Source organism: Myroides odoratimimus, from assembly GCF_004337635.1.
GTDB classification, from domain to species: domain Bacteria; phylum Bacteroidota; class Bacteroidia; order Flavobacteriales; family Flavobacteriaceae; genus Flavobacterium; species Flavobacterium odoratimimum.
Genome location: NZ_CP037427.1, coordinates 1,232,844 through 1,249,978 on the forward strand (window position 1 = coordinate 1,232,844; position 17,135 = coordinate 1,249,978).

9 protein-coding genes are annotated in these 17,135 nt (G+C 35.0%); 8 read left to right on the forward strand and 1 reads right to left on the reverse strand.

Annotation, left to right across the window (positions count from 1 at the left end):
* Positions 1 to 7: 7 nt before the first annotated feature.
* Genes E0Z07_RS05720 through E0Z07_RS05735 form a run of 4 tightly spaced genes read left to right on the forward strand, consistent with a single transcriptional unit; the run spans position 8 to position 6,280 of the window.
* The gene (locus E0Z07_RS05720; protein WP_006257808.1) at positions 8 to 1,126 is read left to right on the forward strand and encodes an efflux RND transporter periplasmic adaptor subunit; all 1,119 of its coding nucleotides are present in this window, start codon (positions 8 to 10) and stop codon (positions 1,124 to 1,126) included.
* A 17-nt stretch (positions 1,127 to 1,143) separates the two neighbouring features.
* Positions 1,144 to 4,254: an efflux RND transporter permease subunit gene (locus E0Z07_RS05725; protein ID WP_131540440.1), complete on the forward strand. Its 3,111-nt coding sequence runs from the start codon at positions 1,144 to 1,146 to the stop codon at positions 4,252 to 4,254.
* 8 nt (positions 4,255 to 4,262) lie between these two features.
* The gene (locus E0Z07_RS05730) at positions 4,263 to 5,558 is read left to right on the forward strand and encodes a TolC family protein (RefSeq protein ID WP_073143934.1); all 1,296 of its coding nucleotides are present in this window, start codon (positions 4,263 to 4,265) and stop codon (positions 5,556 to 5,558) included.
* A gap of 11 nt (positions 5,559 to 5,569) precedes the next feature.
* The gene (locus tag E0Z07_RS05735; protein ID WP_006262525.1) at positions 5,570 to 6,280 is read left to right on the forward strand and encodes an outer membrane beta-barrel protein; all 711 of its coding nucleotides are present in this window, start codon (positions 5,570 to 5,572) and stop codon (positions 6,278 to 6,280) included.
* 66 nt (positions 6,281 to 6,346) lie between these two features.
* Here the strand turns inward: E0Z07_RS05735 and E0Z07_RS05740 are convergent, their stop codons facing one another.
* A complete protein-coding gene (locus E0Z07_RS05740; RefSeq protein ID WP_131540441.1) occupies positions 6,347 to 7,039 on the reverse strand; it encodes an HAD family hydrolase in 693 nt (230 codons plus the stop codon).
* Positions 7,040 to 7,367: 328 nt separating this feature from the next.
* Between E0Z07_RS05740 and E0Z07_RS05745 the strand changes: the two genes are divergently transcribed.
* From E0Z07_RS05745 to E0Z07_RS05760, 4 genes are all read left to right on the forward strand, one after another.
* Positions 7,368 to 10,592 carry a SusC/RagA family TonB-linked outer membrane protein gene (locus tag E0Z07_RS05745; protein ID WP_131540442.1) on the forward strand — a complete coding sequence of 1,075 codons (3,225 nt, stop codon included), beginning with the start codon at positions 7,368 to 7,370 and terminating at the stop codon, positions 10,590 to 10,592.
* 18 nt (positions 10,593 to 10,610) lie between these two features.
* Positions 10,611 to 12,149, forward strand: coding sequence for a RagB/SusD family nutrient uptake outer membrane protein (locus E0Z07_RS05750; RefSeq protein WP_131540443.1), 1,539 nt, complete (start codon positions 10,611 to 10,613; stop codon positions 12,147 to 12,149).
* A gap of 242 nt (positions 12,150 to 12,391) precedes the next feature.
* Positions 12,392 to 14,041 (forward strand): alkaline phosphatase PafA, encoded by a 1,650-nt coding sequence (gene pafA, locus E0Z07_RS05755; protein WP_131540444.1) that lies wholly within the window; start codon positions 12,392 to 12,394, stop codon positions 14,039 to 14,041.
* Between the two features lie 142 nt (positions 14,042 to 14,183).
* Complete coding sequence (locus E0Z07_RS05760; RefSeq protein WP_131540445.1) at positions 14,184 to 17,108, forward strand: M16 family metallopeptidase; 2,925 nt, start codon at positions 14,184 to 14,186, stop codon at positions 17,106 to 17,108.
* The last annotated feature ends 27 nt before the right edge of the window (positions 17,109 to 17,135 follow it).

The window sequence follows — 17,135 nt, forward strand, 5'->3', positions numbered from 1 at the left end:
AAACATAATGGCTAAAACATTAAAACTAGCAGGTATTTTAGGAGTTAGCATATTATTGAGCTATTGTTCTGAAAAGAAAGAGCAGGCAGCAGATAGTGCTCAGTTTACAGTAGAAAATAAGATCATCACTCTAACTGAAACTTCAAATCTAAAAGACAGAATAAAAACAAGTAAGGTATCAGAAGAGGACTTTACTTTCGATCTAGTTACTGCTGGGGTAGTGAAAGCTATTCCCAACCATTATGCAGAAATAGCATCTCCTTTCTCAGGGAGAATAGTCAAATCATTTATCAAACTTGGTCAAAAAGTGAGTGAGAACACTCCTTTATTTGAAGTGTCTTCACCTGACTACTTTGAGGCTCAAAAGGATTACTTTGATTCAAAACAAGAGTTTAAACAAGCAGCTCTAAACCTTAAAAGACAAGAAGACTTACTGAACAACGGTGTTGGGGTAAGACAGGAGTTCGAAGAGGCAGAGACAGAATACTCTATCGCTAAGGCGGCTTATGATAACGCTCGTGCAGCATTAAAGATATATAGTGTAGATGCTAGCTCACTAGTACTAGGACAGGCATTGACAGTGCGTTCTCCTATAGCAGGAGAGGTCTTAGAGAACAACCTAGTGATAGGACAATTCATTAACGATGAGGCTGACCCAGTAGTGAAGATCGCTTCACTAGGTAAAATATGGATAGTAGGTAAAGTGAAGGAAAAAGATATCAATCACTTAGCTAAACTAAATAAAGTACAAGTGGAACTTGCAGCATATCCTGATGCTCCACTATCGGGTACTATCTATCATATCAACGAGATCGTGGATGAGGAGACTAGAAGTATAGATGTACTGATAGAGGTGGATAATGAGAAGAGAATTCTAAAACCTGGTATGTATGTGAGTGTTCGTTTTATCGATCAACCAGAACCAGTAATCTTAGTGCCTTCTAGAGCAGTATTACAAGGAGAGGATAACTCATTCGTATTCGTGAAGGTAGGAGAGAATAAGTATGCTAAGAAGAGCATCGTGATCGGAGGAGTGTCTGGAGATAAGACTGTTATTCTATCAGGATTAGATAAACAAGATGAGGTAGTAAGTGAAGGAGGAATCTACTTGCCACAAGCTATTTAATAATAAACAATAATACAATGAAGAAAGGTATAATAGATACAGCTATTCACAAAAGATGGCTTGTAGCAGCGTTGTTTGCTTTGCTGTGTATATTTGGATATTATTCTTGGAAACAATTATCAATAGAAGCTTATCCAGATATAGCAGATACTACTTCTCAGGTAGTAACACAAGTGCCAGGGCTGGCAGCAGAAGAGATAGAATTACAGATTACCATTCCGATAGAGCGTGCTCTTAATGGTATGCCTGGAATGCATGTGATGCGTAGTAACAGTACATTCGGACTGTCTATGATCACGATAGTATTCGCTGATGGAGTAGATGACTACTTCGCTCGTCAACGAATCCAAGAGCGATTAAACGATGTAGAGTTGCCTTATGATGCTACTCCTGAGTTAGATCCGCTAACATCGCCTATCGGTGAGGTATATAGATATATCATAGAGGGAGATGGGTATAGTCTTAGAGAATTAACGGATTTACAAAACTTCGTGATTATCCCTAAGCTTAATCAAGTGCCTGGTGTAGCTGAGGTAACTAACTTCGGCGGAATCACTACTCAGTTTCAAATCGAATTAGATCCACATAAATTAGAACAATATGGTCTATCGCTAAGCGATGTGACAGAGACGATAGAAGAGAATAACGTTAATGCAGGAGGAAGTGTTCTAACTAGAGGAGACCTTGGGTATGTAGTGAGAGGTATCGGGTTGATTAAAGATTTAGAGGATTTAGGTAAAATCGTTGTTAAGGCAGAAGATGGTATACCTGTATTCTTAAATGATTTAGGTCGCTTAAAATATGGAAATGTAGAGCGCAAAGGTATTCTTGGTTTTACAGATAGAGAAAGAGATTATTCTGATAGTATCGAGGGTATTGTACTGTTGTTAAAACACGAAAACCCATCTGTAGTATTAGACAAGATACACCAATATGTAGATGAACTGAACAATGGTTTATTGCCAGAAGGTGTTAGAATACACACTTTCTTAGATCGTACAGATTTAGTAGATACGACATTACATACTGTGTCTACTACGCTAATCGAAGGAATTAGCTTAGTAGTGATTGTGTTGATTGTATTCTTAGGAAGTTGGAGAGGAGCGCTATTAGTAGCGATTACAATCCCTGTATCTCTGTTGTTTGCATTTATCATGATGCATTTCACAGATATACCTGCTAACTTACTTTCGTTAGGAGCAATAGACTTCGGTATTATAGTGGATGGTGCCATCGTGATGATGGAGTCCATACTGAAGAAGAGGGAGGATAATCCTGATGAGGAACTAAAAGAGAAGTCTATAGCACAGCGTACCAAAGAGGTGGCTAAGCCTATCTTCTTCGCAACAATCATTATTATCACAGCATACTTACCACTATTCGCTTTTGAACGTGTAGAGAAGAAGTTGTTTACACCGATGGCGTTTACAGTAGGATATGCCTTGATAGGTGCGTTATTAGTAGCCTTGATTTTGATACCAGGTCTTGCGTATGCGGTGTATAGAAAACCAAGAAAGATCTACCACAATAAGTGGTTAGAGAAATTAACGAATGTATATCACAATAGAATTATCAAGATTGTCAATAAGCCAAAGCAAGTATTCGTACCGCTATTAGTGGTATTAGCAATCACGGTAGGGCTTACGATGAAGGTAGGTAAGGACTTCTTACCCCCACTAGATGAAGGTTCTATCTGGCTTCAAGTAACCTTACCTCCAGGTATTTCATTAGAGAAATCAAAAGAGATGAGTGATACACTACGTGCTAGAACTATGAAGTATGATGAGGTAACGTATATCATGGTACAGTCAGGTCGTAATGATGATGGAACAGATCCATTTACTCCTTCTCACTTCGAGTGTTCTATAGGTATCAAGCCTTATAAAGAATGGCCTCGTGGTAAGACTAAAGATGACTTAATCGAAGAATTAGCAGCAGAGTATGAGTCATTACCTGGATTTACAGTTGGGTTCGCTCAGCCGATGATCGATGGGGTAATGGATAAGATATCTGGAGCACATAGTGAATTAGTAGTGAAGGTATATGGAGAAGATTTTCACGAGACTAGACGTATAGCGAATGAGGTATTGGGTACGCTGCGTACAGTAGATGGAGCGGTAGATTTAGCGATAGATCAAGAGCCACCATTACCACAGCTACAGATTCACGCGAATAGAGATAAGATAGCTCAATATGGATTAAACGTATCTGATGTTGCAGAACTTATCGAGGTAGCTATAGGTGGTAAGGCTATATCACAGATATTCATCGGAAATAAGGTATATGATATTAGTGCTAGATATACTGAAGAGAGTAGAAATACACCAGAGAAGATCGCTAACTTAATGTTGACGTCTAGTACAGGTGCTAAGATTCCACTGTCTCAGGTAGCAGATGTTAAGACGAGTACAGGAGAGAGTACGATCACTCGTGAGATGAATAGACGTCACTTAACTGTAAAACTAAACGTGCGTAATAGAGACTTAGCGTCACTATTAAAAGAAGCGCAACAAAAGATAGAAAGTAATATCACGTATGATCATGAGAAGTTCCACATCGAATGGGGTGGACAGTTCGAGAATCAGAATAGAGCGTATAGCCGTCTGGCAGTAATTGTTCCTTTGACCTTGTGTTTAATGTTTGTATTGCTATACGGAGCTTTTGGACAGTTTAGACAAGCTGGATTATTAATGATCGTTGTGCCGTTAGCTTTATTTGGAGGGATGTTAGCCTTGAACATTAGAGGGATGTCATTGAATGTATCTTCAGCAGTAGGATTTATTGCGTTGTTTGGGGTTGCGATACAGAATGGGGTGATTATGATCTCCCATATCAATGATCTCCGCAGAAGAGGTATAGCATTAAAAGAAGCAGTACTAACAGGTGCAGAAGAGCGTTTCAGACCTGTATTAATGACGGCTACAGTGGCGGTATTGGGGTTATTCCCTGCTTCGTTAGCTACAGGTATCGGTTCGGATGTACAGAGACCTCTAGCAACTGTGATCGTTTATGGTCTATTATTCGCTACTGTTCTTACACTGTTTGTATTACCTGCATTGTATTATATGGTAGAGCGCAAATGGGGTAGTGATAGCGACTTCGTAAAAAGTGAAACAGACGAAAATTAGGATTAGGTATGAATGTTATTAGAAAATATATACTAGTAGGATTATTAGCATTGTTCTGTAATGAAGTTGTGGTAGCACAACTTCATACAGAGAATGTAAGTGATAAGACAGCATTGACATATAAGGAGTATCTTCATAAGATGTCAATGAACAACTTAGGATATGCTGCAGCAAAGTATAATATCGATATTGCAGAAGCTGAGGTACAAGCAGCTAAGATGTTCCCGGATCCTGAACTGAGCTTTGGTTGGTTTGATAATCAACAGAAGCGTATGCAGATGGGATATGGCTTTGAGGCAGAGTTGTCATGGGATTTAGAATTAGGTGGTAAACGCAAGGCAAGAAAGAATTTAGCTGCAGATCAGAAGACATTAGCAGAATTAGAGTTGCAAGAGTTCTTCCAGACTTTACGTGCAGAGTCTACTATCTTATATTTAGAAGCATTGCAGAATAAGATGTTGTTCGATATACAACGCGATTCTTATGAGTCTATGAAGCAAGTGGCTAAATCTGATAGTATCCGTTATACATTAGGACAGATCAGCAAAGTAGATGCTATCCAAAGTAATTTAGAAGCTAAAGGGATGTATAATGAGTTACAAGATGCAGATGACGCTTGGGAGAATAGCTTGATAGAGATTAGAAACGTGATCAGTAAACAGAGAAACGATACAATCTATTTGCCTCAGGGAGACTTCAACAAGTTTGATAGATTATTCTCTTTAGATGATTTGATTGTGACTGCTCAGAACAATAGAGCTGACTTCCTTGTCGCTAGACAGAATAAGGTGGTAGCGAGTAAGCAAGTCTCTTTAGCTAAAGCAGAACGTGCAATAGATTTAGGCCTTAACTTCGGGGTAGAGAACAACTCTTTTGTAAAGAATGCAATCGCTCCTACACCTGGTAATACGGTGGTGAAAGCAGGTTTTTCTATTCCACTGAAGTTCTCTAATAGAAAAGAATCAGGATTAAAAACTGCATTATACGAGGAACGTCAAGCTCATTTAGAATATGACTTTATAGAGCTAGAGTTAGAGAAAGAGATCACTCAAGCATATCGTAACTATCTAACGAAACAAAAGCAGATCAATAGGTTTGAAAAAGGAATGTTAGAAGAGGCTAAACAAGTATACGAAGGGATCAAGTATAGCTATCAAAGAGGGGCGAGTAGTTTATTAGAAGTGTTAGATGCACAACGTACTTATAACGAAACACAACAAGCTTATGCAGAGACGCTATTTGGCTACGCATCTGCTCTAGTGGAGTTAGAGAACGCAGTGGGTATTTGGGATATTGATTTTTAAGAATGAGAGGTATGAAAAACTTATTACTAAGTGTATGCTCTGTGTTAGCAGTATCAGGTACAGCTATAGCACAAGATGTAAATCACGATTTAAAAGGGAATACTACTTTTAGTGTAAAAGGAGGTTGGATACAGTCTACGCTTAAAGGAGATGATCTAGAGTATTTAGCTATAGATGGTAAAGTGAGTAACCGCAATAACTTCTTCGTGGGAGTAAGTGTGGATAATAGTTTAGGAAAATATTTTGGTCTGAAACACGAGTTGTTTTACCAACAGTATGGTGGTCGCTTTGATAGAGAGACTGAGGATGGGGTAACACTAGATGCTAAATTGCAAATGCACAGTCTACGCCTTAATCCAATCAGTGCTGTATTTAAAGTAGGAGGGCTACAGGTATATGCTGGTCCTTATGTGAATATGTTATTATATTCTTCTATTACAGCAGTAGATGAAGAGGGGAATACATATAAGGATCACGGTATTTTCGGTAGTATAGAAGATGATCAAGAAGATGGACAATATCTACAGAAGATGGACTACGGTATCGTAGTGGGGGCTGAGTACCAGTTTAACTGTGGGTTCTTAGTAGGAGCTAACTACAGTAGAGGATTTGCTAGTATTTTCGACAACTCGAATACATTTGGGTTAGAAGAGAATCCTGGTGTGAAGGATCTGAAGATATATAATCAGAGTTTTAATGTATTCGTCGGATATAGATTTTAATCAAAGAATACATTGTTTATAAGTGTAAGTAAGAGGCTAGTTGATGATCAACTAGCCTCTTTTTATTTATAGTAGAATCTCTTTTATCTCTGATAGTTTTTTAATAGAAGTAAAGTTGGGATGTACTATTTCGTGATCGACATGCTCGTGTAACCATGTAGTATGGAAAGGGACGTGTACTGCATGCCCACCTAATTCTAATACAGGGAGGACATCAGATCTTAGAGAATTACCAATCATAATAAACTCTTCAGGTTTGATATCTAAACGACCTAATAACTTCTGATAGTCTATTTCTTCTTTATCCGTCATGACTTCTATATGATGGAAGTATGCCCCTAAACTAGACTTGTGTAGTTTGCGGTGTTGGTCTTTTAAGTCCCCTTTGGTTGCGACTACTAGTTTATATTTTCCTTGAAGTTCTTTTAGCACTTGCTCTACGTCATCTAATAACTCCACAGGCTTGGTTAATAAATCCTTTCCTATAGCAATGACTCTACTGATTACTTTTGGACTTACAGTCCCCTTTGAGATGATATTAGCCGCTTCTACCATGGATAGGGTAAAGCCTTTTATTCCATATCCGTATAGAGGTAGGTTGTCTATTTGTGTTTTGAATAGTATCTGTGAGATGCTTTGATGTGTTAGGTAATCTTCCATTAAGATACAGAATGCTTTCTCAGCTTCATTAAAGAAAGGTTCATTCACCCATAGGGTATCATCCGCATCAAAAGCAACAACTTTAAATGGTTTTGTCATGTTGTTTATTTTAGTATGTTATGTAAAGGTACGGGATAAAAGGATGAAAATAGGTATACAGAATATGGTAAAGTATAGAATGAATTGTACTTTTTATATATTAGGTTAATATTAATTAAAAATTAACAAATAAGTGTTTTTAGTTAAAATATATATATAAAATAAGTGTTTTTAATCTTTAAAACAATATGTTTTAAGTTAAATAAATTAATAAAAAATATGTTTAATGGTTTGTATTTATTGTTATTTTAATCATTTGTATTTAATATATATTATATGTGTTTTTTTATATTTTTGACAATGCTAAAATAATCTTAAAAAGATGTTTATGAAATTAAAACTTTACTTAACGTTTTCTATGCTTGTGTTAACAAGTGTAGTTTTTGCACAAGCAAAAAAGACAATAACTGGAAGTGTAAAAGACACTGAAGGTTTACCATTGATTGGTGCAACTATTGTTCTAGAGGGAACTGACTTTGGAACTAGTGCAGATGATCATGGGATATTTACAATTAATGCTGGCGAAGGCGATGTATTAGTAGTATCTTATGTGTTCTATGAAACACAAAGAATTAGATTAACATCAAAAACACATTATGACATAAAATTAAAAGAAGATGCTCAGGTGTTAGATGATGTTGTAGTAGTAGCTTATGGTACCGCTACCAAGGAATCTGTAACAGGTGCTATTGCAGTGGTGGATAACTCAGAGATTACTAAAAGACCTGGTACTAATGCTTTAGCTGCATTAGAAGGAGCAGCTCCTGGGATTAGAGTAAACAATACATCTGGACAGCCTGGATCTGAGCCAACTATCCGTATCCGTGGTTTTTCTTCACTAACATCTAATAGCCCTTTATTAGTTGTAGATGGCGTAGCTTTTGGAGGAAATATTTCTGATCTTAATCCTAATGACATCGAAAGTATGTCAGTGCTGAAAGATGCTTCTGCTTCTACTTTATATGGTAATAGAGCATCAAATGGAGTTGTAATGATTACTACAAAGAAAGCATCTAAAGGAAAAGGTTTCTTTGGATTCAGCATGAAGCAAGGGTTATTTACTCGAGGTATAAAAGAGTATGAAACTATGGGAGCCAATGATTTTATGGAAACTATGTGGTTAGGCTATAGAAATAATCTAATAAATAAAGATACTAATATTGAGCAAGCAAGCGCTTTAGCTAATCAAAAATTAATTAGTGATATACTTCTTACAAATATTTATAATTTGCCTAGTGATCAATTATTCGATGTGAATGGTAAATTAAAAACAAACGCATCTATTTTACCTGGTTATGCATCTGATTTAGATTGGTATAAACCTATAGAAAGAACCGGAATGTACCAAGATATTAATATGAGTGGACGTGTGGCTAATGATAAAGGAGGAGCATATTTTTCAGGAGGGTTTTTAAATAATGAAGGATATTTTAAAGGAAGTGATTTTAAACGTTTTACAGGGAGAGTGAATGCGGATTATAAAGTGAATGAAGCTATTAAAGTAGGTGCGAATCTTGCCGCTTCACATCAAATGTCAAATGGACTGAATGCAACAACTGATAATACAGGGTCATATACAAATCCATTTATGTATGCACGTAGTATTGCTCCTATTTATCCTGTGCATTTGCATGATACAAAAACTGGAAATTATATTTATGATGATAATGGTCAAAAGATTTATGATTCAGGAGATAGTAGCCGTAAACAATATGCAGGGCGCCATGTAATCTGGGAAAATGAGTTAAATAGTATAGAATCTATTCGTAATACTGTTAATGGACAGTTCTATGCCGATTTTAAATTCTTAGAAGATTTTACTTTTACATTGAAAGGAGATTTGAGTCTTAGGAATTCTGAGGATAGAAAGTATGATAATGCAATAATTGGTGATGGGAAAGGAAATAGCGGGCGTTCAAGACGTGATATTTATAGATATAAAACTTACTCTGCTCAGCAATTATTAAATTGGAATAGAAGTTTTGGAAATCATAATGTAGACATACTAGTTGGACATGAGAATTATAATAACGATTATAGTTATTTATATGGATTGAAAGCAGGACAAACATTTCCAGGTATACCTGAGTGGGCTAACTTTAGTGATGTTACAAGTTTGACGGATTATACTATTAAGTATAGAACTGAGGGGTATTTATCTAGAGCAAAGTATAATTATAACAATAAGTATTTTATTGAAGGTTCATTCCGTAGAGATGGTTCGTCTAAATTTCATAAGGATAATAGATGGGGTAATTTCTGGTCTGTAGGAGGAAGCTGGGTTGTAACCGCAGAGGATTTTTTTAAAGTAAAACCTATTGATTATTTAAAAATTAGAGCTTCTTATGGTGAAGTGGGTAATGATGGAGGAGCTGGAATTTATGCTTATCAGGCATTATATGCTTTAGTGAAAAATGGAGGGACACCAGGATTATATAAAAACCAAAATGGAAATGATGACTTACAATGGGAAACTTCGTCATCGGTTAATATAGGTATTGATGGGCGGTTATTTAACCGTGCCAATTTTACAGTTGAGTATTTTGATAAACGTTCTCAAAATTTATTATTTGATTTAAATATGCCTTTATCAAACGGTTCAACTAGTGCAGGTACTATAAAGTCAAGTGTTATAAGTAATGTTGGTACTATTTCAAACAGTGGTTTGGAAATGTCTTTTGATGTAGATATAATTAGAAATGAAAATTTTAAGTGGAACTTTGGAGTTAATGCAACTTGGTTAAAAAATAAACTAGTTAGATTGCCAGAAGAGAATAGAAAAGAGGGTATTCCTTCTTCTCCTTTTTTGCGTAAAGAAGGGAAAAGTATTTATGAGTTTTGGATACCTCAGTTTGTAGGAGTTGATCAAATGACAGGAAGAGCTCTTTATACAGTAGACACTGAAAACTATGATATTAATGGCTCTGCACCTGGTAAAGATAAGATTGATGCAGTTAACTTAGTTACTATTAATGGAGTTACATATACAACTAATACTTCATTTGGTAAAAGAGAATTTGCTGGAAACGCTTTGCCAAAAATGGAAGGAAGTTTTACAACCTCATTGTCATATAAGAATTTTTCATTATCTGCATTATTTACTTATGCATTAGGAGGAAAGATGGTTGATTATTCTTACATGAGTTTAATGTCTGTGAATACTACACCAAGTGCTATACATAAAGATGTTTTAAATTCTTGGAATGGTGTGCCAGAAGGAATTACAGAAACTTCTGCTAATAGAATTGACCCAAATGGAATCCCATTAGTGCAGTTTGGAACTGCGGGATCACAGAATAATGCGTTGTCTGATAGGTTTATTCAAAACGGGAATTATTTAGTAGTTAAAAATATAGCTTTAAACTATGAGATGCCAAAAACAATGTTATCAACAATAGGAATAAGTCAAATGAGTTTGAATTTAGGAGTTGAAAACTTAGCAACTTTTACAAAACTAAAAGGTATGAATCCTCAGCAATCATTTAATGGAACAAGCCAGGATGCTTGGGTGACTGCTAGAACAATCATATTTGGAGTTAATCTAGGATTTTAATAATTAAAATTAAAGAAAATGAAAATAAAATATATAAAATGCATTGTTTTATCTACAATATTGTCTTTAGGGGCTTGTAGTACGGATTATTTAGATACTACACCGACTAATCAAACATCTCCTAGTAATGTTTTTAAAAGCACAGAAACAGTTGCTATGGCTATAAATGGACTAGCTAAACTTATGACTGCTCAACATATAGGCCAAGGTTATAATGGAGAAGGAACTATAAAGTTATATTTTGGTGAGTATCCTGGTAATAATTTTAGAAAAGATGTATCTGCTTCTATTGCAAACCTAGAGAATATTGAGAATACAAATAGTTCTTTAAATGCGTATCCATGGCATTACTATTATATGTTAATTACAAATGCTAATGATATTATTGCTAATGTTGACGGGGCAGAAGGGCCAATAAATGATAAGAAGTATTTAAAAGCTCAAGCTTTAGCATATCGTTCGTTTGCTTATACGATGTTAATTCAGATATATGGTAATCGTTGGCTAGATTCTAATAATGGAGAGACAAAATCTGTCGTTTTAAGATTATCTCCTAATGATCCTAAAGAGTTACCATTATCATTACTAAAAGATGTTTATGTACAGATCTATAAAGATTTGGATTTAGCAATTCAATTGTTTGGTGAGAGTGGTTATAAGAGAGAAGCTTCTAAGAATTATTTTGTTGACTCTAGTGTCGCTCATGCAATATATGCTAGAGCAGCGCTAAATAAACAAGATTATGCTGTAGCTTTGAGAGAAGCAGGATTAGCTAAAAAAGATTATCCTCTTATGTCAACAACAGCTTATAAAGCTGGGTTTGGAAATCCAACTTCAGAATGGATATGGAGTAGCTATGGAGCAGCAGATGAACAATTACATTATTATTCTTATGGAGCATATATGGCATATAATTCAAACGCTGGAGCAGTAAGAAATACGCCAAGTAGAATCAGTAAGGAATTCTACGAAACAATTCCTACTTCTGATATAAGAAAGGAATTGTTTATTGATCCTGCAGGATATCCAACAAAAGAATATAATGAAGATACTGGTTTAACAGTTGCAAAGAGTCAATTAGATAAAGATATCAGAGTAAAATATCCAGATATTCAAGGCGATGCAAAGACAGCTGCTTATATGCAAGTTAAAGTTAAGAATAATACAAACCCAGGGGTAATGCATTTAAATCATTTCCGTTCTTCAGAAATGTATTTAATTGAAGCAGAAGCATTACATTTCTTAGGAAGAGATGGTGAATCTGCAAAAGTATTAGAAGCACTTACTAAGGAATCTGGTAGAGATGTTAATTATAGCTGCATCAAAGTAGGAGATGATCTTTTTAAAGAGATAGTTAAATATAGAGGAATAGAGTTATGGGGAGAAGGATTCGATTGGTTTGATTATAAACGCTGGAACTTAACTATAGAAAAAAAATTAGGATCAAAAGGAGGTAATGCTAGCCCTACTTTTGCTAGAAAATTTACTCCAGAAATGAATAATAAATGGACATGGAGAATACCTAAAGCAGAATCAGATTATAACCCAAACATTTAGTTTACAGATATTAAAGAATTAGTTAGCTTAAAGGCCATTCATAAATTTGAATGGCCTTTTTTTTAAATAATTTAAAATAATAACACTCTCTTAATCTTGGAATTAAGAAGTAAGTTTACTTTTGAGAGAAATAACTTTAAATGTTAATATTGAAGTTTTTTGTCTATTAAATGTTTGTGAAGTCTCATAGTTTAATAGTTTTGTAGACAGAGACCTTATTAAACAAAACTAATCTTAGATAAATGAAATTTAAAACAACCTTATTTGCAGCAGTAGGCTGTATGTTTTCACTTTCTGCCTTAGCAGGTGAAACATTACCGAAACCAAAGTTAGTAGTAGGAGTAGTGGTAGACCAGATGAGATGGGATTACCTTTATAAATACTACGATCGCTATTCAGATAATGGATTTAAACGCTTATTAAACGAAGGTTTTTCAAGTGAAAACACGCTTATAGATTATATCCCAACTTATACTGCTATAGGACACAGTACTATTTATACAGGAAGTGTACCTGCTGTACATGGAATAGCGGGTAATGATTTTATCATTCAGGCAACAGGGGAAAGTATGTACTGTACTCAAGATGATGGTGTAGAAGCGGTAGGAGGAGTAGGTAAAGTAGGAAAACAATCTCCTAAGAATTTATTAGTATCTACTGTGACAGATCAGTTAAAACTAGCTACTAATTTTCAATCTAAAGTAGTAGGTATCGCTATAAAAGATAGAGGAGGTATACTGCCTGCAGGTCATTTCGCTAATGCTGCTTATTGGTTAGATGGAGCATCAGGTGACTGGATAACAAGTACTTTTTATATGAATGATTTACCTAAATGGGTGAAGTCATTTAATAAAGAGAAGTTAGCTGACAAATACTTTAAGAAAGGATGGAATACTATGTATCCTATAGATACGTACGTATTAAGTACTGCTGATGACAATGAGTATGAAGAAACATATAAAGGTGAAGCAAAGCCTGTATTCCCTCGTGATTTAGTTAAACTAAAGAAAGACAATGGGTATGATTTAATTAAAGCTACGCCATTTGGTAATTCATTAACTCTAGACTTTGCAAAAGTTGCGATTGATAGTGAATCATTAGGAGCTAATCCGGCTGGAGTTACAGATTTCTTAGCAGTAAGTTTATCTTCTACGGATTATGTAGGACACCAATTCGCTATTAATTCAATCGAAATAGAGGATACATATTTAAGACTTGATGCTGATTTAGCAGAGTTCTTAACTTATTTAGATAAGAAAGTTGGAAAAGGTAACTATACTTTCTTTTTAACTGCAGACCATGGAGCTGCTCATAATCCTAAGTATTTTGCTGATCAAAAAGGTAACTCAGGTTACTTTAATACTGCAGAAGCGAAGAAAGTATTGAACGAAAAGTTAGAGAAAAAGTTCGGTGAGAAAGAAATCATCAAGAGCTTAACGAACTACCAAGTTCACCTAAACAATACTTTGCTACAAGAAAAAGACTTAGAAGAAGATGATATCCGTGAGTTTATCGTTAAAGAGATGAAGAAGCTAGAAGGTATTGCTTTTGTAACTGATATGGATAAAGCAGCTACAGCAGCTATTCCCGCTAAGATACGTGAGCGTATAGTTAATGGATATAATATCAAGAGAAGTGGAGTGATTCAGTATATATTAGAACCACAATGGTATAGTGGAAGAAAAGATGCTAAAGGAACAACTCATGGAACTTGGGGGTCTTATGATGCTCATATACCAGCTGTATTTATGGGATGGGGAGTTAAGCCAGGTAAGACTATCCGCGAGACTCATATGACTGATATAGCACCAACTATTGCAGAGATCTTAAAAATAGAAGCACCTAATGGAAATATAGGTACACCTATTCACGAAGCAGTAGATGTAAAATAAACATATTTTTAAAATATATATAGAGGTCAGTTGTGATATTACAGCTGAACTTTTTTTGTGTTTATAATTTAGATTGAATTTTAATAAAGGAGTGTGAAATTTATTTTATAGCTTTGGGAAATAGACACAAAAACACCGACAAATGAAAAAAAGGTATTTACTGTTCGGTTTTATTTTCTCTGTAAGTGCTTCAATGCATGCGCAGTATAAAACTGTTACTACAAAAGATGCTAATGGATTCACTTACGAATATGTAGAGAATGATCCAGCTAAGGCAAGAGTGTATACTTTAGGAAATGGGTTAAAAGTATATTTAGCTCAGAACCATGATGAACCACGTATACAAACGTATATTCCTGTTCGTACAGGATCTAATAATGATCCAGAGGATAGTACAGGACTAGCTCATTATCTTGAGCATATGGTGTTTAAAGGAACTTCTAAATTGGGAACTGTTAATTGGGCTAAGGAAAAAGAGCTAATTAAACAGATCTCTGATCTATATGAGCAACATAAAGCTGAGAAAGACGTAGAGAAAAAGAAAGCTATTTATAAAAAAATAGATGAAATCTCTAAAGTTGCATCTCAGTACGCTGTTGCAAATGAGTATGATAAAGCTGTTGCTTCTATCGGTGCTACTGGAACGAATGCTCATACTTGGTTTGATGAAACAGTTTATAAGAACGTAATTCCTTCTAATGAGTTAGAGAAATTCTTATTGATAGAGAGTGAGCGTTTCTCAGAACTAGTATTGCGTTTATTCCACACAGAATTAGAAGCAGTATATGAAGAGTTTAATAGAGGACAGGATAATGACTATTGGGCTTCACATGAAGCAATGATGAAGTTGTTATTCCCAACTACACACTACGGAACTCAGACTACGATAGGTACTTCAGATCACTTGAAGAACCCTTCTATGGTAGCTATTAATAATTACTTTAATGAATATTATGTACCAAATAATATAGCTGTTGTATTAGTTGGTGATTTAGAGTTTGAGCCTACGATTAAGTTAGTTAACGCTTACTTCGGTTCAATGAAGAAAGCGAATCAACCTAAAGAATATATTGCTCAAGAAGCACCTCTAACTAAGATACAAGTTAAGGACATTTATAGCCCACAAGCAGAGCGTGTAGAAATAGGTTTCCGTTTAGGAGGAGTTAAGACAAAAGATGCTATTTATCTTAACTTGATCGATATGTTGTTAAGCAATGGCCAGGCAGGTATTATAGATCTAGATGTAAATCAACAACAAAAAGCGTTGTATGCAGCTAGTTCTCCTATGGTAATGAAAGACTATTCTGTACACCAATTGACTGGTATGCCTAATGAAGGACAAACTGTTGAGGAAGTTAAAGATCTATTACTAGCTCAAATAGAGAAGCTTAAAAAAGGCGAATTTGATGAGTGGTTATTAAACGCAGTTGTCAATGAATTCCGTAAAAACTCTATGGAAGCTTTAGAAAGTAATGATGCAATGGCTACAGAAATGTATGAAGCGTTTATTCATGGGCGTACTTGGGAACAGGCTGTTTCTGATTTAGAGCGCATGTCTAAAGTGACTAAGCAAGAGTTAATCGACTTCGTGAACGCAAATTATAAAGATAATTATGTTGTTATTTATAAACGTCAAGGAGAGAATAAAGACTTAGTACGTGTAGAGAATCCTGGTATTACACCTATCGACATCAATAGAGATAGCGAATCAGAATTCTATAAACGTTTAAAAGGAATAGAAGTTGAAGAAATTGCTCCTGTATTTGTTGATTTCAATAGCGCTATTCAAAAAGAAAAAATCGGTAAAGGAAATAGCCAATTATATTCTATTAACAATACGACTAATGATTTAGCAACTGTAACTTATATTACAGAGATAGGTTCTGATAACGACAATAAATTATCTTTGGCTATCAGTTATTTAGATTATTTAGGAACTAGTAAATACTCTGCTGCTGATATTAAGAAAGAGTTCTATAAGTTAGGTATTTCTTATGGTATTAGTACAGGTACAGATAAGACTTATATCACTGTAAAAGGACTGAAAGAAAACATCCCTGCAGGTATCAAATTATTAGAACACTTAGTAACAGATGCTAAGGCAGATGATACTGCTTATGCTAATATGGTAGATCAGATACTAAAAGGACGTTTAGATGCTAAATCAAGCAAGGGAGGAATTCAAAGAGCATTGAATAGTTATATCGTTTCTAATGGAGAGTTAAGCCGTTTTAAAGACATCTTAAGTGAGAATGAATTAAAGACTATTAAACCAACAGAATTAGTTGGATTAATTCATAACTTTTTCGATTATAATAATGATGTTTTCTACTATGGTAATGATAAAGAAACAGCGAAGAAAGCAATCGTAGAGCACCATAACTTAGGGAAAGGTAAGAAAATACCTGCTGCTAAAGTATATCCAGAACCAGCTACTGACGGAACATTGTACTTTGCTCCTTATGATATGGTTCAAGCTGAGATTACGTATAGAGCAAGAGAAGGTAAGTTTAATAAAGACTTATTAGCGACTAGTTCTGTATTTAATAACTACTTTGGAGGAGGAATGGCTTCAGTGGTATTCCAAGAAATTCGCGAGTCTAAATCATTAGCATACTCAGCTTATGCATACTATATGAATGCTGCAAAAGCAGATAAACATAACTATGTAATGGCTTATGTAGGTACACAAGCGAATAAATTACCACAAGCTGTAGAAGCAATGATGGAATTAATGAATGCTATGCCTCAAGGAGAAAGCCAATTCCAAAATGCTAAGAATACTGTTCTTAAGAATATCGCTACACAACGTTATACTAAAGCACAGATATTCTCTTACTGGTTAAGCTTAAAAGAGAAAGGTATTGACTATGATATTAATAAAGATATCTACTCTCAAGTACAAAATATGCAGATGACTGACTTAGTTAACTATTTCGATAAATACGTAAAAGGAAAAACTTTCAACGTAGGATTATTAGGTAAGAAAGAGAACTTAGATTGGGAAGCTGTTAAGAAAATGGGTAAAGTAAAAGAACTTAGCCTAGAAGACTTATTCGGTTATTAATAGTAAGTTTTAAATTATATACTAAAG

What these genes read in the sequence shown, in the direction of transcription:
- E0Z07_RS05720 (WP_006257808.1), top strand. Translation starts at nt 8, where the DNA reads ATGGCTAAAACATTAAAACTAGCAGGTATTTTAGGAGTTAGCATATTA.
- E0Z07_RS05725 (WP_131540440.1), top strand. Translation starts at nt 1,144, where the DNA reads ATGAAGAAAGGTATAATAGATACAGCTATTCACAAAAGATGGCTTGTA.
- E0Z07_RS05730 (WP_073143934.1), top strand. Translation starts at nt 4,263, where the DNA reads ATGAATGTTATTAGAAAATATATACTAGTAGGATTATTAGCATTGTTC.
- E0Z07_RS05735 (WP_006262525.1), top strand. Translation starts at nt 5,570, where the DNA reads ATGAAAAACTTATTACTAAGTGTATGCTCTGTGTTAGCAGTATCAGGT.
- E0Z07_RS05740 (WP_131540441.1), bottom strand. Translation starts at nt 7,039, where the DNA reads ATGACAAAACCATTTAAAGTTGTTGCTTTTGATGCGGATGATACCCTA.
- E0Z07_RS05745 (WP_131540442.1), top strand. Translation starts at nt 7,368, where the DNA reads ATGAAATTAAAACTTTACTTAACGTTTTCTATGCTTGTGTTAACAAGT.
- E0Z07_RS05750 (WP_131540443.1), top strand. Translation starts at nt 10,611, where the DNA reads ATGAAAATAAAATATATAAAATGCATTGTTTTATCTACAATATTGTCT.
- pafA (WP_131540444.1), top strand. Translation starts at nt 12,392, where the DNA reads ATGAAATTTAAAACAACCTTATTTGCAGCAGTAGGCTGTATGTTTTCA.
- E0Z07_RS05760 (WP_131540445.1), top strand. Translation starts at nt 14,184, where the DNA reads ATGAAAAAAAGGTATTTACTGTTCGGTTTTATTTTCTCTGTAAGTGCT.